Source organism: Kitasatospora sp. NPDC057595 (assembly GCF_042800875.1).
In the GTDB taxonomy this organism is placed as follows: Bacteria; Actinomycetota; Actinomycetes; order Streptomycetales; family Streptomycetaceae; genus Kitasatospora.
Map to the genome: position 1 here is coordinate 705,811 of NZ_JBHVGL010000001.1, position 21,352 is coordinate 727,162.

Annotated in this window: 16 protein-coding genes and 1 riboswitch; of the genes, 11 read left to right on the plus strand and 5 right to left on the minus strand. The window is 73.6% G+C overall.

What is annotated here, in order from left to right; all coding sequences use genetic code 11:
- Positions 1–235: 235 nt before the first annotated feature.
- The 6 genes from ACFU9E_RS03060 to def all read left to right on the plus strand — a co-directional run bounded on the left by ACFU9E_RS03060 (position 236) and on the right by def (position 6,486).
- Positions 236–979 carry a sigma-70 family RNA polymerase sigma factor gene (locus ACFU9E_RS03060; protein WP_355364035.1) on the plus strand — a complete coding sequence of 248 codons (744 nt, stop codon included), beginning with the start codon at positions 236–238 and terminating at the stop codon, positions 977–979.
- Positions 976–1,347 (plus strand): mycothiol system anti-sigma-R factor, encoded by a 372-nt coding sequence (gene rsrA / locus ACFU9E_RS03065; RefSeq protein WP_355363828.1) that lies wholly within the window; start codon positions 976–978, stop codon positions 1,345–1,347. The genes ACFU9E_RS03060 and rsrA overlap by 4 nt, the downstream gene beginning before the upstream one ends.
- Positions 1,348–1,707: 360 nt before the next feature.
- Complete coding sequence (locus ACFU9E_RS03070) at positions 1,708–3,141, plus strand: HD-GYP domain-containing protein (RefSeq protein WP_380714720.1); 1,434 nt, start codon at positions 1,708–1,710, stop codon at positions 3,139–3,141.
- Positions 3,142–3,284: 143 nt separating this feature from the next.
- Positions 3,285–4,574 (plus strand): HD-GYP domain-containing protein, encoded by a 1,290-nt coding sequence (locus ACFU9E_RS03075; RefSeq protein WP_380681862.1) that lies wholly within the window; start codon positions 3,285–3,287, stop codon positions 4,572–4,574.
- A gap of 259 nt (positions 4,575–4,833) precedes the next feature.
- The gene (locus ACFU9E_RS03080) at positions 4,834–5,823 is read left to right on the plus strand and encodes a tetratricopeptide repeat protein (RefSeq protein ID WP_380681859.1); all 990 of its coding nucleotides are present in this window, start codon (positions 4,834–4,836) and stop codon (positions 5,821–5,823) included.
- Between the two features lie 51 nt (positions 5,824–5,874).
- Positions 5,875–6,486: a peptide deformylase gene (def, locus tag ACFU9E_RS03085; protein WP_380681858.1), complete on the plus strand. Its 612-nt coding sequence runs from the start codon at positions 5,875–5,877 to the stop codon at positions 6,484–6,486.
- 76 nt (positions 6,487–6,562) lie between these two features.
- Here the strand turns inward: def and ACFU9E_RS03090 are convergent, their stop codons facing one another.
- Positions 6,563–7,576 carry a LacI family DNA-binding transcriptional regulator gene (locus ACFU9E_RS03090; protein WP_355363843.1) on the minus strand — a complete coding sequence of 338 codons (1,014 nt, stop codon included), beginning with the start codon at positions 7,574–7,576 and terminating at the stop codon, positions 6,563–6,565.
- A gap of 183 nt (positions 7,577–7,759) precedes the next feature.
- Here ACFU9E_RS03090 and ACFU9E_RS03095 point away from each other — a divergent pair, with 183 nt between their 5' ends.
- The 5 genes from ACFU9E_RS03095 to ACFU9E_RS03115 all read left to right on the plus strand — a co-directional run bounded on the left by ACFU9E_RS03095 (position 7,760) and on the right by ACFU9E_RS03115 (position 14,904).
- Positions 7,760–9,571, plus strand: a complete 1,812-nt coding sequence (locus tag ACFU9E_RS03095; RefSeq protein WP_380681857.1) for a glycoside hydrolase family 13 protein — start codon at positions 7,760–7,762, stop codon at positions 9,569–9,571.
- Complete coding sequence (locus ACFU9E_RS03100) at positions 9,568–10,911, plus strand: alpha/beta hydrolase (RefSeq protein ID WP_380681856.1); 1,344 nt, start codon at positions 9,568–9,570, stop codon at positions 10,909–10,911. The genes ACFU9E_RS03095 and ACFU9E_RS03100 overlap by 4 nt, the downstream gene beginning before the upstream one ends.
- A gap of 166 nt (positions 10,912–11,077) precedes the next feature.
- Positions 11,078–12,397, plus strand: coding sequence for an extracellular solute-binding protein (locus tag ACFU9E_RS03105; RefSeq protein WP_380681855.1), 1,320 nt, complete (start codon positions 11,078–11,080; stop codon positions 12,395–12,397).
- A 48-nt stretch (positions 12,398–12,445) separates the two neighbouring features.
- A complete protein-coding gene (locus tag ACFU9E_RS03110; protein WP_380681854.1) occupies positions 12,446–14,047 on the plus strand; it encodes an ABC transporter permease subunit in 1,602 nt (533 codons plus the stop codon).
- Complete coding sequence (locus ACFU9E_RS03115) at positions 14,044–14,904, plus strand: sugar ABC transporter permease (protein ID WP_380681853.1); 861 nt, start codon at positions 14,044–14,046, stop codon at positions 14,902–14,904. Before ACFU9E_RS03110 ends, ACFU9E_RS03115 begins: the two co-directional genes overlap by 4 nt.
- A gap of 21 nt (positions 14,905–14,925) precedes the next feature.
- Here ACFU9E_RS03115 and ACFU9E_RS03120 read toward each other — a convergent pair whose 3' ends face one another.
- From ACFU9E_RS03120 to ACFU9E_RS03135, 4 genes are all read right to left on the minus strand, one after another.
- Positions 14,926–15,978, minus strand: coding sequence for a ferritin-like protein (locus ACFU9E_RS03120; protein WP_380681851.1), 1,053 nt, complete (start codon positions 15,976–15,978; stop codon positions 14,926–14,928).
- 235 nt (positions 15,979–16,213) lie between these two features.
- Complete coding sequence (locus ACFU9E_RS03125) at positions 16,214–17,233, minus strand: ribonucleotide-diphosphate reductase subunit beta (protein WP_380681849.1); 1,020 nt, start codon at positions 17,231–17,233, stop codon at positions 16,214–16,216.
- Positions 17,233–19,638 carry a ribonucleoside-diphosphate reductase subunit alpha gene (locus ACFU9E_RS03130; protein WP_380681861.1) on the minus strand — a complete coding sequence of 802 codons (2,406 nt, stop codon included), beginning with the start codon at positions 19,636–19,638 and terminating at the stop codon, positions 17,233–17,235. Before ACFU9E_RS03130 ends, ACFU9E_RS03125 begins: the two co-directional genes overlap by 1 nt.
- Before the next feature lie 179 nt (positions 19,639–19,817).
- Positions 19,818–19,959: riboswitch (cobalamin riboswitch) on the minus strand.
- Between the two features lie 82 nt (positions 19,960–20,041).
- A complete protein-coding gene (locus ACFU9E_RS03135) occupies positions 20,042–21,295 on the minus strand; it encodes a ricin-type beta-trefoil lectin domain protein (protein WP_380681847.1) in 1,254 nt (417 codons plus the stop codon).
- Positions 21,296–21,352 lie beyond the last annotated feature (57 nt).

A 21,352-nucleotide genomic window follows, 5' to 3' on the forward strand; every position in this document is an offset into this window, starting at 1 on the left:
GGTCACCGGGGCCCGGGAATGCGGGCGGGACCCGCGTGGTTGTGACGGTCGTCAGTTGGCGTCCCGGTGGAAGGCAGGGCAGATGGGTTCGATCGCGTGCCCCGAGCGGCCGGACGAGCGCGAGGCCTTCGCGCTGTCCTGGCCGGAGTGGCCGGCGGCGGGCGAGAAGCCCGTCGGCCCGATATCCTCGCTTTCGGGACGGCCCGCCGTGGGCCGTGTCCGTCATGCCGAGGAGGTGGGTCCGGTCGTCGGGACCGAGCACGAGGCCGAGCCGGGCCGGGGCCCGGAGGAGGGCCGGCCCGCGGGCGAGGCGCTCACCGGTGAGGAGCTGGCCGAGGCGATCGGTGAGGACACCTTCCGGGTGTCGGCGGAGGAGAGCGAGGAGGCCCGGCGGGAGCGCTTCGAGCGCGACGCCCTGGGCTACCTGGACCCGATGTACTCGGCCGCCCTGCGGATGACCCGCAACCCGGCCGACGCGGAGGACCTCCTGCAGGAGGCGTTCGCGAAGGCGTACGCGTCGTTCCACCAGTTCCGCGAGGGCACCAACCTCAAGGCGTGGCTGTACCGCATCCTCACCAACACCTTCATCAACTCGTACCGCAAGAAGCAGCGGGAGCCGCAGCGCACCGCCGCCGAGGAGATCGAGGACTGGCAGCTGGCCCGGGCCGAGTCGCACATGTCGACGGGTCTGCGCTCGGCGGAGACCCAGGCGCTGGACCACCTCCCGGACAGCGATGTGAAGGACGCCCTCCAGGCCATTCCGGAGGAGTTCCGCATCGCCGTCTATCTCGCGGACGTCGAGGGCTTTGCGTACAAGGAGATCGCGGACATCATGGGTACTCCCATCGGTACGGTGATGTCCCGGCTGCACCGCGGCCGCCGTCAGTTGCGCGGCATGCTGGAGGACTACGCCCGCGAGCGCGGGCTGGTCCCGGCCGGCAGCGGGGCAGGGCAGGAAGCGAAGGGCTCGGGCTCATGAGCTGCGGCGATCCGCACGACACCGAGTGTGGCGAGGTCCTCGACCACCTCTACGAATTCCTCGACAACGAGATGGCCGAGGGCGACTGCGTCAAGCTGCGCGTGCACTTCGAGGAGTGCTCGCCCTGCCTGAAGCAGTACGGGCTGGAGCAGGCGATCAAGGCGCTGATCAAGCGTTCCTGCGGCTGCGACGACACCCCGGCCGACCTGCGCGGCAAGGTGCTGGCCCGGATCGACTCGATCCGGGCGGGGCAGCGGTCGGGCGAGGCGGTGGTGGTCGCGGTCGAGACGACGGTCGAGGTGCACGCCGAGTCCGCCGGTGAGCCGGCCGGTCCGGGCCGCGCCGCGGAGGCGGCGGCCGGGACCTGAGGCGTGGCGGACGGCGCACGCCGGACGATGCGGATGTGAGCGGCCCCGGGAGCGGATGCTCCCGGGGCCGTCGTCCGTCCGCGTCCCCCGAGGCCCTGGCGTGCCGTCACTCGTTCGGGTGAGTTGGCGGCGTGCCAGCAGCGGCATTGTGCGATCACGCGTCCCGGCGCGGGAGCGGCGCCCTATCCTCCTGACGGACGCTCACCGCCGCCCGTGCGCCGCCGCCTCGGCGAGCGCGGGCGGCCGGCGGCCCGGGACGGCGGGCCAGGGCGACGCGGGCCGGCACGCGGGGAGGTCGATTTCACCATCGCTACCGACAGTGGAGACGCGGACCTGCCGCCGGGCGCGGCGCGCTACCTGGTGGCCGTGCCAGCGGTGGCGCTGTGCTGCCTGCTGCCGCTGCTGCCGTTACCCGCCCCGGTGCCCGGGGCGCACTGGCTGGGCGCCCCGGTGGACTGGCCGAAGGTCGGGCTGCTGGCCTTCCTGCACACCTGCTGGGAGTCGCTCGCCCAGGGCCTGTCGACGCCCTGCCTGCGGTTGGCCCGGCTGCTGCTGCGCCGTCCGCCGCTGCGACCGCGCAGGCCGGTGCGGCCCGGCGTCAACGCCTTCTTCCCGGTGCTGTTCGCCGGGGTGCTGATGCTGCCGCCGGCCGCCGCCGGGCTGGTGGCCGTCCCGGCCGCGCTGCTCGGGGCCGCCGAGTCGGAGGGCCCGCGGCGCCAGGCGTGGAACGGCGCGCAGCTCGCGCTGTCCGCCTTCACGGCCTCGGCGGTGTTCCACCTGCTGGCCGGTCCGCAGCTGCTGCTCGGCTCCCGCTTCCCGGCCGCGCTGCTGCCCGCGTTTGCCGCGCTCGGGGCGTTCTGCCTGGTCAACGGTGTTCTGGTGGGCGGCATGCGGGTGCTGGCGGAGGGCCGGCGGCCGGCCGAGCTGCTGCGCGACGCGTCCGCCGCCGCATGGGTGCCGGTGTTGCTGCACGCGGCGGGCGGGCTGATGCTCGCCGTGCTGTGGCAGGGCCCGTACGGCGCGTTCGCGGCGCTGCTGGCCCTGCTGCCGCTGTCCGTCTCGGCGTGGGTGTTCGCCCAGGGGCACCGGGAGCGCGACGCCCACCAGGCGACCGTCCGGGCGCTGGTCCAGGCGGTGGAGATCAAGGACGCCTACACCCGGGGCCACAGCGAACGGGTCGGCCGGGCGGCGGTGCTGATCGCCGATCAGCTGGGCATGGAGGCCGAGCGGCTGCGCACCCTGCGTTACGCGGGCATCCTGCACGACGTCGGCAAGCTCGGCGTCGCCACCGAGCTGCTGCGCAGAAACGGTCCCCTGACCGAGGCGGAGCGCCGGGCCGTCGAGGTGCACCCGGTGCACGGGTACGAGCTGGTGCGTGGGATCGCCTTCCTCGGCGAGGCGCACGCCGGGATCCTGCACCACCACGAGCGGATGGACGGCCGCGGCTACCCGGCCGGGCTGGCCGGCGAGCAGATCCCCGAGTTCGCCCGGATCATCTCGGTCGCCGACGCCTTCGACTCGATGACCTCCACCCGGTCCTACCGGCGCGGCCGGCCGGTCACCGAGGCGGTCGCCGAGCTGGAGCGCTGCTCGGGCAGCCAGTTCGACCCGGTGATGGTGCGGGCGCTGGTGGACGCGCTGGCCGTGCACGACTGGCAGCCGGTGCTGCCGCCCCCGGACTGCATCAAGGCGGTGCCGGACATCCCGCTCGGCGTGCCCGAACCGGCGCCCCGGGCGGCGCCGCGCGGGGTGCCCGCCCAGGGTGGCGGCGTGCCGACGACCGGGCCCTCATGAGCACCCGGCACGGTGAGCGGCCGGGCGATGGGCGCCCGGGGGGCGCGAAGCCGGGCGCGTCGGCCGTACCGGGAGGCGCGCGCCGGCAGTCGGGCGCCGGGCGTGCGGGTGCGCGGCTTGGGTGCGCCGGCGCGGTGTGCGCTGTGCACGGTGCGGCGCTCGCGCTGCTGGCGGCGTCCCTCGGGGCGGTGGCGGTGCGTGGTCCGGCCGAACCGGGCGTGGCGCTGGCCTTCACCGCGCTGATCGCCCTCGGCGAGTGTGTGCGGATCACTCTTCCGGGCGACCGCGAGCAGGCGCCGATCGGGGCGGCGGGCGCGCTGGCGTACGCGCTGCTCGGGCCGCTGCGCGGGCTGCCGGCCGGGCCCGGGGTGCTCCAGGTGGTGGCCGTGACCGGCGTCGGCCTGCTGCTGGCGCTGCTGCCGGCGGCGGCGGGCCGGGCGGTGGGACGGCCGGCGGCCGGTGCGCGCGGGTCCGGACGGTCCGGGCCGGCGCCGTGGCACGAGTGGGCCCGGCGGGACGGTGCGGCGCGCCGGCTGCTCGGGGCGGGCTTCGCGGCCGCCGTGTTCCAGCCGCTCTACAACAGCGGCGTGGTCGACCGGTTCTCCGCCGACGGCCCGGCGTACGGCGCGTTCCTGACGGCGGTGGCCGCGCTGGCCGCGCTCTGCGACGCGGTGCTGGCGGCGCTGCTGCGGCGGGCCCGCGGCGGGCTGCGGTTCCCGGCGGCGCTGGAGGACGAGCTGCGCTCGCTGTTCGGGGTCGGCACGGCGATCGCCGCCACCGGCATGCTGGTGAGCCTGGCCGCGGGGGAGGTCGGGCTGTGGGCGCTGCCGCTGTTCTGCGCGCCGCTGCTGCTGGCCCAGGTGTCGTTCCGGCGGGCGGCGGCGGTGCGGGCCACCACCGGGCAGACCATCGCCAGCCTGGCCAAGGCCACCGAGGTGGCCGGGTACACGCCGCCGGGGCACGCCCGGCGGGTCGCCGACACGGCGTGCGCGGTCGGCCGCGAGCTGGGTCTCGGCACCCGTGAGCTGGCGCTGCTGGAGTACGCGGCGCTGATGCACGACGTCGGGCAGCTGTCGCTGGTGGAGCCGGTGCCGGACGGGGCGACGGCGCTGCTGCCGGACCAGGAGCAGCAGCGGATCGCCCGGCTGGGCAGCGAGGTGATCCGGCGCACCGGGGTGCCGCGGCGGGTGGCCGAGCAGGTCGCCCGGCTGGCCGACCCGTTCCCCGGGCCGGACGGCGGCGGGCGCCCGGTGCCGCTGGCGGCGCGGATCATCCGGGTGGCGAACGCGCACGACGACCTGCTCACGGCGGCCCGGGGGCGCGGCGTGGGGGAGGCGGTGGGCCGGCTGGAGGTGCTGGAGGCGCTGCGGCTGGGGCGGGGACGGGTGTACGACGCGAGGGTGGTGGACGCGCTGGTGCGGGTGCGCGGCTGAGCGCGCCCCGCGGCTCCGGCGCCCGCGGACGGGCCGGGCCGGGGCCGTCCGGGGTTGAGGCGCCGGGACCGGACGGGCAGGCTGGGGGAGGGGCCGGAAACGGGCCGGGACGGAACCGGGCAACCCCGGCGGTGGGGAGCGCGGGCGGCGGCCGTCGTGGTTGGATGCGGTCGTAGCGTGGAAAACCGACCCGGGACACCGGGCCCGTGACGCGGGAGCGGTCGCGGGACTTGAGCGGACGACGACGGCAGGGACGAACGTGAGGATCTTCCACCGGGCACGGCACCGGCCGTCCGCCACCTGGCGGCAGACGACCGACCGGGCTTTCACGCTGATCGGCGACGGCCGCTACGAGGACGCCGGCGCCCTGCTGGTGATGGCGGCCGACCTGGAGCCGTGGCTGTCGGACTCGTGGTTCAACCTGGCGCTGCTGCACAAGTTCCGCCGCGACTGGGAGCAGGCCCGGGCGGCCGGGCTGCGGGCGGTGGCGCTGCTGGACCGCGAGCAGGGCGCCCCGGACTGGTGGAACCTCGGCATCACCGCGACCGCGCTGCAGGACTGGCCGCTGGCCCGCCGGGCCTGGCAGGCGTACGGGCTGAAGCTGCCCGGCGGCCCGGGCGGGCGCGAGGAGGGGCCGGTCAGCCTGGACCTCGGGACCACCCCGGTGCGGCTCTCCCCGGACGGCGAGTCCGAGGTGGTGTGGGGCCGCCGGCTCGACCCGGCCCGGATCGAGGTGCTGTCGATCCCGCTGCCGTCCTCCGGCAGACGCTGGGGCGAGGTGGTGCTGCACGACGGCGCCCCGCACGGCGAGCGGGTCACCGACGGGGTCGCCTACCCGGTGTTCGACGAGATCGAGCTGTGGGCGCCGTCCCCGGTGCCGACGTACGTGGTGCTGCTGCAGGCGGCGACCGAGGCGGACCGGGACGCGCTGGAGCGGCTGGTCGCCGACGCCGGCTACGCGGCGGAGGACTGGACGTCCTCGGTCCGGCTGCTGTGCCGGGCCTGCTCGGAGAGCCGGATGGCCTCCGACGACGGGCACACCGCCCACCACGACCCGCACGACGACGGGGACGCCGCGCACCCCGGCCACCTCAGCCACCTGAGCCCCGGCGCGGGCGGGATGTCCTGGCTGGCCGAGCGCGAGTGCGGGATCGCCGCCCCGGCGCATCTGGTGCGGGTACTGCTGGACCGCTGGGCCGCCGCGTCGCCGGGAAGCCGGGCCTACCGGGATCTCGAAGAGGTCTGCTGAGCGCGCTGAGTACCCTGGTGCGGTACGCGTAGGCCTATGGAAGCGGAAGACATGGCGGAGCAGGACCAGCACGAGCACGACGAGACCCCGAAGGTGGTCGGCGAGCAGCCGGACCTCTCCAAGGGCACGGCGCGCCCGATCACCGTCTACGGCAACCCCGTGCTGCACCGCGAGGTGAAGGACGTGACGGCCTTCGACGGCGAGCTGTCCGCGCTGATCGACGACATGTTCCAGTCGATGTACGCGGCGGAGGGCGTGGGCCTGGCCGCCAACCAGATCGGCGTGGACCTCAAGGTCTTCGTCTACGACTGCCCGGACGACGAGGGCGTGCGGCACATCGGCCACGTGGTCAACCCGGTGCTGGAGGAGTTCCCGAAGGACCGCAAGCGGGTGCTGGACGACGGCAACGAGGGCTGCCTGTCGGTGCCGACCGCCTACGCCGAGCTGCCCCGCCCGGACTACGCGGCGGTGACCGGCCAGGACAAGGACGGCAACCCGGTCCGGGTCGAGGGCACCGGCTTCTTCGCCCGCTGCCTGCAGCACGAGACCGACCACCTGTTCGGCTTCCTCTACATCGACAAGCTGTCGAAGCGGGACCGCAAGGACGCCCTGCGGCAGATGGCCGAGGGCACCGCGCGCTACGCGACCGTCCCGAACGACTGACGCCGCCCGGAAGCCGACGGAGGGCCGGTGAGCAGCAGCTCACCGGCCCTCCGTCGTGTCCGGCGGGTGTCCGGGGTCAGCCGCGGGAGCGGGCGGTGGAGTCCCGGGCGACCAGGACGGGGGTGAACAGGTAGTCCCGGGCCCGGCCGCCGTGGCCCTCCAGCTGGCGCCAGAGCGCGTCGGCGACGGCGGCGCCCATCTCGTCGATCGGCTGGCGGACGGTGGTGAGCGGCGGGTTGCTGTGAGCGGCGAGGTAGCAGTCGTCGTAGCCGATCACCGAGAGGTCGCCGGGGACGCTGCGGCCGGCCTCGCGGGCGGCCTGGACCACGCCGAGGGCCATCAGGTCGCTGCCGGCGATCACGGCGGTGACATCCGCGTCGAGCAGTTGGCGGGCGGCCGCCGCGCCGCCGGCGATGGAGTAGGCGGACTCGGCGTACCAGTCGGCGGGCGGCTCCCCGCCGAGCAGCTCGCGCATCGCCCGCCGGTAGCCGTCCAGGCGGTTGAGCGAGGGGCGCAGATAGCCCTGGCCGCCGGCCAGGCCGATCCGGCGGTGGCCGAGTTCGCGCAGGTGGGCGACGGCGATCCGGGCGCCGAGCGCCTCGTCGGTGGCGACGGTGGGGACGGCCAGACCCTCCACCCGGCCGCTGACCAGCACCATCGGGATGCCGCGTTCGTGCAGCAGCCGGTAGAAGCCGTGGTCGGCGTTCGGGTTGGCGTGCCGCCCGGAGACCAGGACCAGGCCGGAGACGCCCTTGCGGAGCAGCACGTCGATGTAGCCGAGTTCGGCGGTGCCCTGGCGGGTGGAGGTGCCGACCACGGCGGTGAGGCCGTGCTTGGCGAGCTGCACCTCGATCGCGGAGGCGAGCAGCGGGAAGACCGGGTTGTCGAGTTCGGGGACGACGATGCCGATCAGCGCGCCCTGGTGCGGGTCGTAGCCCTGGTCGGGCTGCCAGCCGAGCTCCCGCATGGCCTCGGCGACCTTCACCTTGGTGTCGTCGGAGACGCCCGGCCGGTCGTTGATCACCCTGCTCACCGAGGCGGCGCTGACGCCTGCCCGGGCGGCGATGTCGCGCAGTGACGGGCCGCTCAATTGGTCCTCCGGTCTGGTCTGGCCTGCATCCTACAAAGCCCGGCGCGGCGGGTCGCACACCAGGATGAAACAATCTTAGCAACGTATTGCGCAACAGTTTCATCATCGTTACGGTTCCCTCGTCGGCTCCGGAAAGCGGAATGTCGGCATCCGTTAACCTGTGCACCCGCCCCGAGGAGCCCCATGGACCCGGCCAGCAGCCACCGCCTCGCCGCCCGCCACCAGCCGCACCACGACGGGTCCGCGCGGTACGTCGGCGACCTCGCCCCGCGCCTCGGGCAGCACGTCGACCTGCTGGTCCGGGTGCCCGCGGGCCAGGACGTCGAGCGGGTGTTCCTGCGCTCCGTCCCGGACGGCGAGCCGCACTTCACGCCCGCCGTCGTCGACCGCACCGACGGCACCGGGGCCACCTGGTGGCGGGCCGCCCTGGAGATGGTCAACCCGGAGATGAACTACCGGTTCTGGCTGCACACCCCGGACGGCGGGCGCTGGCTCACCGCCGCCGGCCTGCACGACCACGACCTGCCCGACGCCACCGACTTCCGCCTCACCACCCACCCCGCGCCGCCCGCCTGGGCCGCGGACGCGGTGGTCTACCAGATCTTCCCGGACCGCTACCACCGCTCCGGCGACTCCCCGCTCGCCACCTGGGCCGGCCCGGCCGACTGGGACACCCCGCTGCGCACCGGCGACGCCGAGGCCCTCCAGCAGATGTACGGCGGCGACCTCTGGGGCGTGGTGCGCAAGATCGACCACATCCAGCGGCTCGGCGCCACGGTGATCTACCTGACCCCCTTCTTCGAGGGCCGCTCCAACCACCGGTACGACGCCGTCTCCTTCGACCGGGTCGACCCCGCGCTCGGCGGCGACGAGGCGCTGATCGCCCTCACGACCGAGGCGCACCGGCGCGGCATCAAGGTGATCGGCGACATCACCCTCAATCACTCCGGCGACCGGCACGACTGGTTCCGCACCGCGCAGGCCGACCCGAAGAGCCCGGAGGCCGGCTTCTACTTCTTCGGTGACGGCGGCCCGGACGACTACGCGACCTTCCTCGGCGTGCGCACCCTGCCGACCTTCGACCACCGCTCCGCCGAACTGCGCCGCCGCCTCTACGAGGGCCCCGACTCGGTGATCGCCAAGTACCTCGGCGCGCCCTTCCACCTGGACGGCTGGCGGGTCGACGTGGCGCAGATGGCCGGCCGCCGCGGCGACGTCGAACTCAACCACCTGGTCGCCACCACCACCGCCGCCACCGTCCGGGCCGCCAACCCCGACGCCGTCCTGCTCGCCGAGCACCAGCACGACGCCTCGCTCGCCCTGGCCGGCGACGGCTGGCAGGGCACCATGAGCTACGCCGGCTTCACCCGCCCGGTCTGGAGCTGGCTCGTCGAGAAGCACGACCAGAAGGACTTCTGGGCCGTCCCCGGTCCGATCCCCGACTACGACGGCGCCCGGCTGCGCGCCACCATGACGGCCTTCGGCGCCGCGCTGCCCTGGCGCAGCCGCGCCCACAACCTGACCCTGCTGGACTCGCACGACACCGCCAGGTTCCGCACCTTCGCCGGCCCGGAGCGCCAACTGCTCGGCGCGGCCCTGCTGTTCACCCTGCCCGGCATCCCCATGGTGTTCTCCGGCGACGAGGTCGGGGTGCTGGGCGAGGGCCTGGAGGAGGGCCGCAAGCCGTTCCCCTGGGACGAGTCCGCCTGGGACCAGCAGACCTGGCGCACCTACCGGGACCTGGTCCGGCTGCGCCGCGGCCACAGCGCGCTGACCGGCGGCGGGCTGCGCTGGCTGGTCGCCGAGGGCGACGTCCTGCTGTTCGAGCGGGAGGACGAGCGGGAGCGGATCCTGGTGCAGATCAGCCGGGCCGACCACCCGCCGGTGGCCGGCGAGTGGCACGCCACCCACCTGCTCGGCGGCCCGCAGCTGGTCCCCGGCCGCGACCTGCCCTGCGAGGGCCCGGCCGTGCACGTCTGGTCGGTGGCCCGATGAGCGAGACCACCGTGCGCCGCGGCCGGATCGAACGGATCCCCGGCTTCCGCTCCGAGCTGCTCGGCAACGAACGGGACCTGCTGGTCCACCTGCCGCCCGGCTACGACGACCGGCCGGACGCCGACTACCCGGTGCTCTACCTCCACGACGGCGGGCAGGTCTTCGACCAGGGGCAGCAGCCCACCTGGGCGGTGGACCGGACGCTGGAGGCGCTGTACGCCGAGGGCCTGGTCCCCGAACTGATCGCCGTCGCCGTGCCCAACGCCGGCGCCGACCGGGGCGTGGAGTACTCGCACGTCGCCGAGTACTGGCGCACCCCCGGCACCCCGCTGAAGGGCCACCGCTACGAGGCCTTCCTGACCGACGAGGTCAAGCCGTTCGTCGACGCCCGCTACCGCACCAGGACCGGCCCGGAGCACACCGCGCTGATGGGCTCCTCGATGGGCGGCCTGGTCACGTACCACATCGCCTTCCGCCGCCCCGAGGTCTTCGGCCTGGCCGCCGTCCTCTCCCCGTTCCTCACCCACGTCGACCCGGACGGCCTCGGCGAGAAGGTGGTGCACGAGCACTACCGGCGGCGCGGGCCGCGGCGGATCTGGCTGGACATCGGCGGCCTGGAGGGGCTGATCATGGCCCGGCCCGCCCGCGAGCTGGCCGGCCGGCTGGTCGACGAGGCCGGTTACACCTCCGGCGCCGACCTGCTCTACTACGAGGACCCGGACGCGCCGCACCACGAGAACGCCTGGCGCCCGCGTGCCCGGCACGCGCTGCTGCACCTGTTCGGCGCGCCCTCCCCGGTGCGCACGCTCACCGTCGAGCCGGAGGTCCTGCTCGCGCCCGGCGAGACCTGGAGCGCCGTCAACCCGGTCGCGGTCCGCGCCGACGGCGTGCGCTACACCGCGCTGGAGGCCGGCTACCGGGTCGAGCGCCCCGAGGTGGCGGCCGTCTCCCCGCACGGCGGGCTGACCCCGCTGGCCGCCGGGCGGACGGCGGTCACCGTCCGGGCGCACGGGCTGGCCGCGCGCACCGAGGTCGCCGTCCTGCCCGAGCTGCCCGCCCACCCGGTCCTGGAGGTCACCGTGACCGTCCCGCCCGGAACCCCCGACGACGCCCCCGTGATGTTCGGTCCGCTGCCCTGCGCCCCGGCCGGCCCGGGCCGGTTCCGCGGCCGGATCGCCGTCCCGCGCGGCACCGGCTTCGACGGCGGCATCTCGCGCGGCTGGGGCCTGGACGCCGTCGACGCCGACGGCCGGCGGGTGCTGCACCCGCTGCGGGTCGACCGCGACACCCGGCTCGACCTCACCGTCGAGCGCTGGCACCGGCCGGCGGACGGCATCTGACCCGCGCCCCCGCAGGCCGCCCCCCCCCGCAGGCCCCCGCAGGCCGCCCCCGCGGCCCGCCCCGCGGCCCGCCCCGCGGCCCGCCCCGCGGCCCGCCCCGCGACCCGACCCCAGCCCCCCCGCGACCCAACCCCCGCACCCCTCCCGGACGAAGGAGTCTCGGACCATGCGCCACCGGATCACCCGCCACCGGATCATCAGCCCCCGCAGAACCGCCGCCCTCGGCCTGCTCGCCCTGCTGGCCACGGCCTGCGGCGGCACCTCCCCCTCGGCCGGCCCCGCGCCCGCCGGCGGCACCGCCGCCGCGGACGGACCGATGACCGCCCCGCCGATCGCCGCCGCCGAGGGCGACCTGGTGATCTGGGCCCAGACCCAGCAGGCCGCCGCCCTGCAGCCGCTCGCCGACCGCTTCGGCAAGGAGCACGGCGTCAAGGTCACGGTCGCCCCGCAGTCCGTCAACACCCAGCAGGCCTACGTCACGGCCACCAACGCCGGCAAGGGCCCCGACCTCGTCGTCGGCGCCTCCGACTGGCTCGGCAACCTGGTGCAGAACGGCACGGTCGCCCCCGTCCCGCTGACCACGCAGCAGAAGGCGCTGTTCCAGCCCGCCGCCCTCGCCGCCGTCGCCCAGGACGGCCAGCAGTACGGCCTGCCGTACGCGACCGAGACCCTGGTGCTGTTCCGCAACACCGAACTGACCCCGGCCGCGCCCGCCACCTTCGAGGACCTCGCCGGCACCGCCGCCGAGGCCGTCCGCGCCGGCAGGGCGGAGGTCCCGCTGGCGCTGCCGGTCGGCCAGCAGGGCAACGCCTACGCCCTGCAACCGCTGTTCACCTCGGCCGGCGGCTACCTGTTCGGCGCCAAGCCGGACGGCGGCTGGGACACCGCGGACCTCGGGGTCGGCGGCCCCGGCTCGATCGCGGCAGGTGAACTGTTCAAGCAGTACGGGGAGAAGGGCGCCGGGCTGTTCAACCGCTCGGTGGACACCAACGCCATCTCGCTGTTCACCGGGCGCAAGTCGCCCTACCTGGTGGCCGGGCCGTGGGCGCTGGGCCAGGTCAAGCAGGCCGGCCTGCCGTACGCCATCTCTCCGGTGCCCGGCTGGGCCGGCAAGGGACCGGCCCGCCCCTTCATCGGCGTGCAGGCCTTCTACCTCTCCGCCAAGACGAAGAACCAGCCGCTCGCCCAGGAGTTCCTGCTGCGCGCCATCGGCTCGGAGGAGGGCCAGCTGGCGCTCTACCAAGCCTCGCCGGAGCCGCCCGCGCTGACCTCCGCCCTCGCCAAGGTCTCCGCCGACGACCCGGACATCGGCGCCTTCGCGGCCGCGGGCGCGGCCGGGCAGCCGCTGCCGGCCATCCCCGCGATGAACGCGATCTGGGGACCGCTCGGCCAGGCCGAGGCGAGCATCGTGGCCGGCGCCGACCCGGCGGAGACCATGCGCCAGGCCGGCGAGGCGATCCGCGCCGCCCTCGGCGCCGGCCACTGACACTCCCCGGCGCCCCGCGCCCCTCCCGGACGGACCAGGGACCACCCCATGACCTCCCCCACCCTTCAGGACAGCAGGCGTCCGGCCCGCCCCGCCGACGCCCCGATCCGCCCGCCCCGCCGGGCCGGCGCCCTGACCGCGCAGCTGGTGAAGCTCGCCCTGCTGTCCGGGGTCGCCGCACTCGCCCTGTTCGCCGCGCCCAAGCTCTACGGGGCCGGCCACTGGGCCGGCCTCGGCGTCCTCGCCGCCGGGACCGGGGCCACCTTCTGGATCTACCTCTCGCCGCGCCGGCTCGCCGCCAAGTACCTGCTGCCGGCCACCGTGCTCTTCCTGGCCTTCGTGGTCTACCCCGTGCTCCACATCGTCGCGGTCTCCTTCACCGACTACGGGGACGGGCACCTGCTCACCAAGGACCAGGCCGTCCGCACCCTGGTCGACAACTCGGTGGAGCCCGTCCCCGACGGCCCCTCGTACACGCTCACCGTCGCCACCGAGCCGGCCGGCGGCCCGCTCGTCCTGCTGCTCACCGACCCGGCGACCGGCCGGACCGAGGCCGGCACCGCGCGCGGCCTGGCCCCCGCCCCGGCCGGGACCGCGACCGCTCCCGACGGCCGGGTGACCACCGCGCCGGGCCTGCGGATCCTCACCATCGGCCAGGTCAACGCCCGGGCCCAGGAGCTGAAGGGGCTGCGGGTCCCGGTGGACGGCGGCTTCGTGATCGGCCAGGGACTCTCCTCGGCCACCACCGCCCGGCCCACCCTGACGTACGACGGCCGGGCCGACACCCTCACCGACACCCGCAGCGGGACCGTCTACCGCGCCGAGGACGGCCGCTTCACCGCCACCGATGGCTCCGGGCGGACCCTGACCACGGGCTGGCAGCGCACCGTCGGCTTCGCCAACTTCACCGCCGTGCTCACCAGTCCGGCCGTGCGCGGCCCCTTCCTCTCCGTGCTCGCCTGGACCTTCGGCTTCGCCGCGCTCTCCACCGGCGCCTCCTTCGTGCTCGGCCTCGGCCTCGCCTTCACCCTGCACCACCCGAGGTTGCGCGGGCAGCGGGCCTACCGCTCGCTCCTGCTGCTGCCGTACGCGATGCCCGCGTTCATCGGAATCCTGATCTGGCAGAGCATGTACAACCGGGACTTCGGGCTGCTCAACCAGCTGCTGCACACCCGGATCGACTGGCTCGGCGACACCTGGAGCGCGCGCTTCGCGGTCGTCCTGACCAGCCTGTGGCTCGGCTTCCCCAACATGCTGCTGATCTGCACCGGCGTGCTGCAGTCGATGCCGGCCGAGCTGAACGAAGCCGCGCGGATCGACGGCGCCGGGCCGTGGACGGCCTTCCGGGCGGTGACCTTCCCGCTGCTGCTGGTGGCCGCCTCGCCCGTGCTGATCTCCTCCTTCGCCTTCAACTTCAACAACTTCAACGCCGTCCAACTGCTCACCGGCGGCGGCCCGTTCGACGGCGCCGGCGGGACGGCCGGCTCCACCGACATCCTGATCAGCTACACCTACCGGGTGGCCTTCGGCGGACAGGGCGCCCAGTACGGCTTCGCCGCCGCCCTGTCGATCTTCATCTTCCTGCTGGTCGGCCTGATCACCCTGGTGGGCTTCCGCCGCACCCGGGCCCTTGAGGAGCTGAACGCATGACCACCACCGCCCGATGGCTGCGCCGGTTCGGCTGGCGGCACCTGGTCGCCGTCCTCGCCGTCTGCTTCGCGCTGTTCCCGCTGCTGTTCGTGTTCTCCGCCGCGCTCAACCCGCTCGGCACCCTGCAGTCCTCCACGCTGCTGCCCGAGCACGCCTCGTTCGCCAACTTCACGGCGCTGTTCACCGACGAGCAGTACCCGTTCGGCCGCTGGCTGCTCAACACGGCGCTGATCTGCGGCAGCTTCGCCGTGCTCAACGTGCTGCTCGGGGTCTGCTCGGCGTACGCGTTCTCCCGCTTCCGCTTCCGGGGCCGGCGGGTGGGGCTGCTCACCGTCCTGCTGGCGCAGATGTTCCCGCAGTTCCTCGCGGTCGTCTCGCTCTACCTGCTGTTCGCCGGGATCGGCGACGTGCTGCCGGTGATCGGCCTGGACACGCCCTGGGGACTGCTGCTGGTCTACCTGGGCGGGGCGATGGGTGTGAACACCTGGCTGATGAAGGGGTACCTGGACACCATCCCGAAGGAGATCGACGAGGCCGCCAAGGTGGACGGGGCCGGGCACGCGCAGATCTTCTTCCGGATCATCCTGCCGCTGGCCGCGCCGATGCTGGTGGTGGTCGGGATCCTCTCGCTGACCACCGCGCTGAACGACGTCATCCTGGCCGGCATCTTCCTGACCTCCAACGAGTCTAAGACGGTGGCGGTCGGCCTCTACGGGATCATCTCCGGCCAGCAGGACCAGAACTACGGCCTCTTCGCGGCCGGGGCGCTGGTCACCTCGCTGCCGGTGATCCTGGTCTACCAGTTCCTCCAGCGCTACCTCGCCCAGGGCCTCACCGCCGGCTCGGTCAAGGGCTGAGCCGGCGGCGGGCCGGTGGCGTCAGGCGACGAACAGCCACTCCGGGCCGTAGGTGAGGCGGGGGTCGACCGGCAGCTTGATGCCGCTGATCTTCTGGGCGGTGCCGCGCAGCTGCCCCATCAGGCCGATCGCCGGGAAGATGTCCGCCCCGGTCGGGCCCCAGGCGGCCTCCAGGGCGCGCAGCATGTCGCTGTACTGCTGGTTGAAGGTGTGCAGGAGGGCGGCGGTGGGCGCGTCGGGCGCGTTGGGGGAGTCGGCCCAGCCGCCCTGGGGGACCCGGCCGACCGGGAAGGTGTCCGGCAGCGGCACGTCGGCGCCGGTGAAGTCGAACTTCCCCGTCTGCTCGTCGAGGACGAACTTCTTGCCGACGGCGATCTCCTTGAAGGCGTAGTAGTGGGCGAGTTCGCCCGGAGCGCCGGGGAAGGGGTTCTCGGGGGAGGTGGTGGTGCCCTCGCCCTGGGCCTGGATGACGTGGATGGCGCTCAGGACGTCGCCGAGGGCGTTCATCGGGACGATGTCGTTGCCGGCCCCGTGGCTCGACCCGAGCGGGAAGGTCACCTGCTGCCGGCCGGTGAGCAGGTGGGCGAACTTGGGGAAGACGTCGGCGATCCGCTGGTAGAAGGCGCCGATGGTGTTGCCGTCCGCGGCGAAGGCGAGCGGGTGCTCGGGCTTCTCGATGGCGGCGAACAGCGCGGCGGAGTCCCTGGTCAGCCCGCTGAGGAACACCTCAAGCCCGGGATTCACCCCACCGGGCAGCTCCCCGGGGTACTTCGGAACGGTGAGCGGGTCCGTGAGCACGACGGTGCCGCCGATGCTGGTGAGCATGTTGGCGACCAGGCCGAAGTGCGACATCTCGTCGAAGACGATCTCGCGGATGGTGTGGCGGACCGGCTTGGTGTTGTCCGGATCCGTGATCGACCACAGCGCGGTCGCGTACGGCGGAATGGTCGACAACTCCAGCATGATCGCCCGCTGCAGCGCGTCCTTGAGCTCCTGCTCGGTCCAGTCGTCCTCCGCGATGTTCATGAGCTGGACGATCGCGTCGCTCTCGTAATCCAGAACCCCGGTGGCCATATTGCGTCCCCTTCCGATCGGTCGTGGCCGGACCGTAGCCCCGAACCGATCGCCCACGGACACGTCCCCCCGGTGTGCCCCCCGAGTTCATCCGGACAGCCCCCGCCTCCCTTCCCCGGCAAGAGGACGGGTGGCCGCCCTGCCCGGCGAGGGCGCCGGGCGGGGCGGGAGTCATCGGCCCGTTCAAAGGAACAGGGGGAGCACCGAGCGGTGCTCCCCCTCCGAACCTCGGTTCCTAGAAGTCGTCGTCGAAGGAGACCGAGCCCTCGACGGCGACCTGGTACGCGGAGACCCGGCGCTCGAAGAAGTTGGTCAGCTCCTGGACGTTCTGCAGCTCCATGAAGCCGAACGGGTTCGTCGAGCCGTACCGGACCGGCAGGCCGAGGCGCGCGAGGCGCTGGTCCGCCACAGCCTGGAGGTACTCCCGCATCGAGGCGGTGTTCATGCCGGGGAGGCCGTCACCGCACAGGTCCTGGGCGAACTGGAGCTCGGCCTCGACGGCCTCCTCCAGCATCTCGGTGACCTGCTTGGCCATCTCGTCGTCGAAGAGGTCGGGCTCCTCCTCGCGGACGGTGTCGACCACCGACATGGCGAAGTCCATGTGCATGGACTCGTCGCGGAACACCCAGTTGGTGCCGGTCGCCAGGCCGTGCAGCAGGCCCCGGCTGCGGAACCAGTACACGTACGCGAACGCGCCGTAGAAGAAGAGGCCCTCCACGCACGCCGCGAAGCAGATCAGGTTCAGGAGGAACGCGCGGCGGTCCTCCTTGGTCTGCAGCGAGTCGATGTGGTCGACCGCGTTCATGTACTTGAAGCAGAACTGGGCCTTCTGGCGGATGGAGGGGATGTTCTCCACCGCGGCGAAGGCCGCGTTGCGGTCCTCCGGGTCGGGCAGGTAGGTGTCCAGCAGCGTCAGGTAGAACTGGACGTGCACGGCCTCCTCGAACAGCTGCCGGCTCAGGTAGAGCCGGGCCTCCGGGGAGTTGATGTGCTTGTACAGGCTCAGCACCACGTTGTTGGAGACGATCGAGTCCCCGGTGGCGAAGAACGCCACCAGCCGGCCGATGAGGTGGCGCTCGCCCTCGCTCAGCTTCGCCAGGTCGGCGACGTCCGAGTGGAGGTCCACCTCCTCGACGGTCCAGGTGTTCTTGATCGCGTCGCGGTACCGGTCGTAGAACGACGGGTAGCGCATCGGGCGCAGCGTCAGCTCGAAGCCGGGGTCGAGCAGCATCTTGTCGCGGTCTTCGGAGCTCATTACTGGCAGGCCTCGCAGGACTCGGGGTTCTCCAGGGAGCAGGCCAGCGCGGCCTCCTCCTCCGGGGTGAGGGTCGGCGTGTTCACCGGAACGGGCGCGGCGGCGCGGGCCGTGCCCGACGCGGCCTGGGCGATCCGGGTGGCCGGGCGCGAACGCAGGTAGTAGGTGGTCTTCAGACCGACCTTCCACGCGTAGGCGTACATCGAGCTGAGCTTGCCGATGGTCGGCGCGGCCATGAACAGGTTCAGCGACTGGCTCTGGTCGATGTACGGCATGCGGGCCGCGGCCAGGTCGATCAGCGCGCGCTGCGGCAGCTCCCAGGCGGTGCGGTACAGCGAGCGGATCTCGGCGGGCAGCCAGCCGAGCTCCTGCACCGAGCCGTTGGCGTCGCGCAGCGCGTCGCGGGTCTGCTGGTCCCAGACGCCCAGCTCCTTGAGGTCGCGCACCAGGTACGGGTTGACCTGGAGGAACTCACCGCTCAGGGTCTCGCGCTTGAACAGGTTGGACACCTGCGGCTCGATGCACTCGTACACACCGGCGATGGACGCGATGGTCGCGGTCGGCGCGATGGCGAGCAGCAGCGAGTTGCGCAGGCCGGTTCCGGCGATCCGGGTGCGCAGCGCGGCCCAGCGGTCGGCCCACTCGGGGGCGGCCGACGGGAAGTGGTCGATGTGCAGCTCGCCGCGGGCGGCGCGGGTCTCGCCGTAGGCCTCGTGGCGGCCCAGCTGCTCGGCCAGGTCGGCGGAGCGCTCGTACGCGGTGAGCATGATGCGCTCGGCGATGAGCGTGGACAGCCGCGCGGCCTCGGCGGAGTCGAAGTCGATCCGCAGCTTGAAGAAGACGTCCTGCAGGCCCATCACGCCCAGGCCCACCGGGCGCCAGCGGGAGTTGGAGGCGCCGGCCTCGGGGGTCGGGTAGAAGTTGATGTCCACCACGCGGTCGAGGAAGGTGACGGCGGTGCGGACGGTGGCGTCCAGGCGCTCCCAGTCCAGCGCGTTCAGCAGGTCGTCGGCGGTGGCGCCGTCGGCGACGTGGGCGCCGAGGTTGACCGAGCCGAGGTTGCAGACGGCGGTCTCGGAGTCGTCGGTGACCTCCAGGATCTCGGTGCAGAGGTTGGAGCTGTGCACCGTGCGGCCCGGCAGCGCGGTCTGGTTGGCGGCGCGGTTGGAGGCGTCCTTGAAGGTCATCCAGCCGTTGCCGGTCTGCGCCAGGGTGCGCATCATCCGGGCGTAGAGGGTCTGCGCGGGGATGGTGCGCACGGCCTTGCCGGCCAGCTCGGCCTTGCGGTAGGCCTCGTCGAACTCCTCGCCCCACAGGTCGACCAGCTCGGGGACGTCGGCGGGGGAGAACAGCGACCAGTCGGCGTTGGCGTTGACGCGGCGCATGAACTCGTCCGGGATCCAGTGCGCCAGGTTGAGGTTGTGCGTGCGGCGCGCCTCCTCACCGGTGTTGTCGCGCAGCTCCAGGAACTCCTCGATGTCGGCGTGCCAGGTCTCCAGGTAGACGCAGGCCGCGCCCTTGCGGCGGCCGCCCTGGTTGACGGCGGCGACCGAGGAGTCCAGGGTGCGCAGGAAGGGCACGATGCCGTTGGACTTGCCGTTGGTGCCGCGGATCAGCGAGCCGCGCGAGCGGATCCGGGAGTAGGACAGGCCGATGCCGCCGGCGTGCTTGGACAGCCGGGCGATCTGCGCGTAGCGCGAGTAGATCGAGTCCAGGTTGTCCAGCGGGGAGTCCAGCAGGTAGCAGCTGGACATCTGCGGGTGCCGGGTGCCGGAGTTGAAGAGGGTCGGCGAGGAGGTCAGGTACTCCAGCCGGCTCATCAGGCGGTAGAGCTCGGCGACCTCGGCGACCGACTGCTCGGTGTCGCCGACCGCCAGGCCGCAGGCGACGCGGAGCAGGAAGTACTGCGGGGTCTCGACGACCTTGCGGGTGATCGGGTGGCGCAGCAGGTAGCGGGACTGCACGGTGCGCAGGCCGAAGTACTCGAAGCGGTCGTCGCCCCGGGGGTCGACCAGGGCGTCCAGAGCGGCGGTGTGCTTGGCGACGAAGTCGGCGGTGGTGTCGCCGATCAGGCCCTCGGCGTGGCCGACCGCGATCGAGGTGGAGAACGAGACCACGCCCTGGCTCGCCGCCTCGTCCACGATCTCCAGCGCGAGCAGCCGGGCCGCGAGCTTGGAGTACTGGGGGTCCTCGGCGATCATCGACGCGGCGGCGTCGACGGCCAGCCCGCGCAGCTCGGCGAAGTCCGAGCCGGCGTGGCGGCCGCGCAGCGCGGCGGCGGCGACATGGCCGGGGTCGACCTGGGGGAGGTCGGTGCTGCGGTCGGTCAGGAGGCGCAGGAGCGCACCGCCGGGGTCGGAGACCGTCGGGTCGGCGGGGGCGGAGCTGGAACCCTGGGCGGGCAGGGTGGCTGAGGCAGCGGTGGTCAAGGCGCTCTCTCCTGGCGGCGGTCGACGGCGGTGGCTCGGGCCGGGCCGTTCGGGGCAGGGGAACTCGCCACACGGGCCCGAAGGCGCCGCGCGTGCCGTCCCCGGCCCGCCCGCGAGGCCCGGAAGGTGGTGCTGGTGCCATGGCCCCTGCGGGGAGGCTTCGGCACGCCGTCGGCAGGTACTCGGACTCGCGGCACGCCCGGGGAGGCGGCCGCACACCGCTGCGGGGCAGTCCCGGATTCGCACCGGGTTCCCCTGCGTCGACAGCAGGAGTGAGCATACATCTAGTGGCGTCAGTCCGACGAAGCCCCACATGTAGTGTCGCGAGGCTGCGTTTTGGGGGTCGGGTGCGATAGGCTGCCGGGGCTTCGGGCGCCCGTCAGACGGGCGCGTGCCACTCCTGCGCGGGGCGTTGGGCGCACAGCCGCATCCGCACCTGGTAGCCCGTTCCGGTACCGGTGGGACTGGTGGCGGGGTTCTCCACGCACTTCCCAGTGCCCTCGTTCCGCAGCTGCCCGGTGCCGGTGGCCTGCCAGCGCTGGTCGGGCCGACGGGTGCAGCCGGTCAGGACCGGGTAACCGATGTCCGGGTCCTCCAGACAGCGTCCGGTCTGGCCGAGGGAGCCGTCCTCGCCCACGCTCCAGGTCTGGGCCGGGGAGCCGTCGCAGGTGGCGGCGCCGACCGCGGCCGGGTCGCCGGCCACCCGGCTGTCCAGGCAGTAGCCGGGCGTCGCGGAGGTGATCGCGCCGCTGGGGCGGCCCGCGGCGACGTCGAGAGAGAACGCGTCGGTGCTGAGGCCCGCGCCGCCCTCCCAGATCTCGAAGCCGGCTTGGACGGCACACAGGAAGGAGCCGGCCGGGACGTAGCCGCGCTGGACCGCGTCGCGGGTGAAGGCGCGCAGATCGAGGTCGGTGACGGCATTGGTGGCGGAGGCAGACTCGTAGGTGATCAGGGTGTGGCTGCTCTTCTTCGGCGCCTCGTACACCCGGTAGGACTGGCCGCCGGTGCGCAGCTCGCCGGACTGCTTGCCGAAGGGCGAGGTGCCGTTGCCGCGCAGCCAGATCATCACCTCGGCGCTCTCGGTGAAGGAGCAGCTGCCCCGGGTGGAGCTGTACCAGAGGTCGAAGGAGGCGTTCCAGATGCCGCCGTCGACCTGGGTGGTGTGCCAGCTGCTGGTGGCGTACCGCAGGTTGTCGACGGCGATGGGCAGCGGGCTGACGCCGTCGCCGCCGACCGGGGTGCTGATGTGCGGGTAGGCGCCGGGGCCGCGGGCCGGGTCGGTGAGGTTGCCGCGGGCGATCGCGCTGCGGGTGACGGTGAAGGCGGCACTGTCGGCGCCGCCCCGGATGCACAGGCCGCCGGTGGCGTTCCACTCGTTGGGGTTGATGATGTAGTGCTCGGAGTCCACCGGCTGCGAGGGATAGCGGTTCTGCGCGGTGGAGCACAGCTCGCCGGGCTCGGTCGAGCTCAGCGGTGGCGGGGGCGGTGGCGGGGCGGTGGCGGCGGGCGAGGGGGAGCCCTCGCGCGGGATCAGCACGGCGCACAGGCAGAGCACCAGGAGAGCGGTGGCGGCGAGCCACCGCCAGGCGCGCGGACGGGGGCGCCCGAGGCCGGGCGGGTACGGGCGGGCCATGGTCGTCTCCTCCCAACGGGTACCGGTGTTCGGTGTGCGGGTCGTCCGGGGCTTCCG

Bases quoted from the DNA above. Each gene is read 5' to 3' on its own strand.
- ACFU9E_RS03105 (WP_380681855.1), top strand. From the start codon at position 11,078: ATGCGCCACCGGATCACCCGCCACCGGATCATCAGCCCCCGCAGAACC.
- ACFU9E_RS03110 (WP_380681854.1), top strand. From the start codon at position 12,446: ATGACCTCCCCCACCCTTCAGGACAGCAGGCGTCCGGCCCGCCCCGCC.
- ACFU9E_RS03100 (WP_380681856.1), top strand. From the start codon at position 9,568: ATGAGCGAGACCACCGTGCGCCGCGGCCGGATCGAACGGATCCCCGGC.
- ACFU9E_RS03115 (WP_380681853.1), top strand. From the start codon at position 14,044: ATGACCACCACCGCCCGATGGCTGCGCCGGTTCGGCTGGCGGCACCTG.
- ACFU9E_RS03125 (WP_380681849.1), bottom strand. From the start codon at position 17,233: ATGAGCTCCGAAGACCGCGACAAGATGCTGCTCGACCCCGGCTTCGAG.
- def (WP_380681858.1), top strand. From the start codon at position 5,875: ATGGCGGAGCAGGACCAGCACGAGCACGACGAGACCCCGAAGGTGGTC.
- rsrA (WP_355363828.1), top strand. From the start codon at position 976: ATGAGCTGCGGCGATCCGCACGACACCGAGTGTGGCGAGGTCCTCGAC.
- ACFU9E_RS03095 (WP_380681857.1), top strand. From the start codon at position 7,760: ATGGACCCGGCCAGCAGCCACCGCCTCGCCGCCCGCCACCAGCCGCAC.
- ACFU9E_RS03135 (WP_380681847.1), bottom strand. From the start codon at position 21,295: ATGGCCCGCCCGTACCCGCCCGGCCTCGGGCGCCCCCGTCCGCGCGCC.
- ACFU9E_RS03120 (WP_380681851.1), bottom strand. From the start codon at position 15,978: ATGGCCACCGGGGTTCTGGATTACGAGAGCGACGCGATCGTCCAGCTC.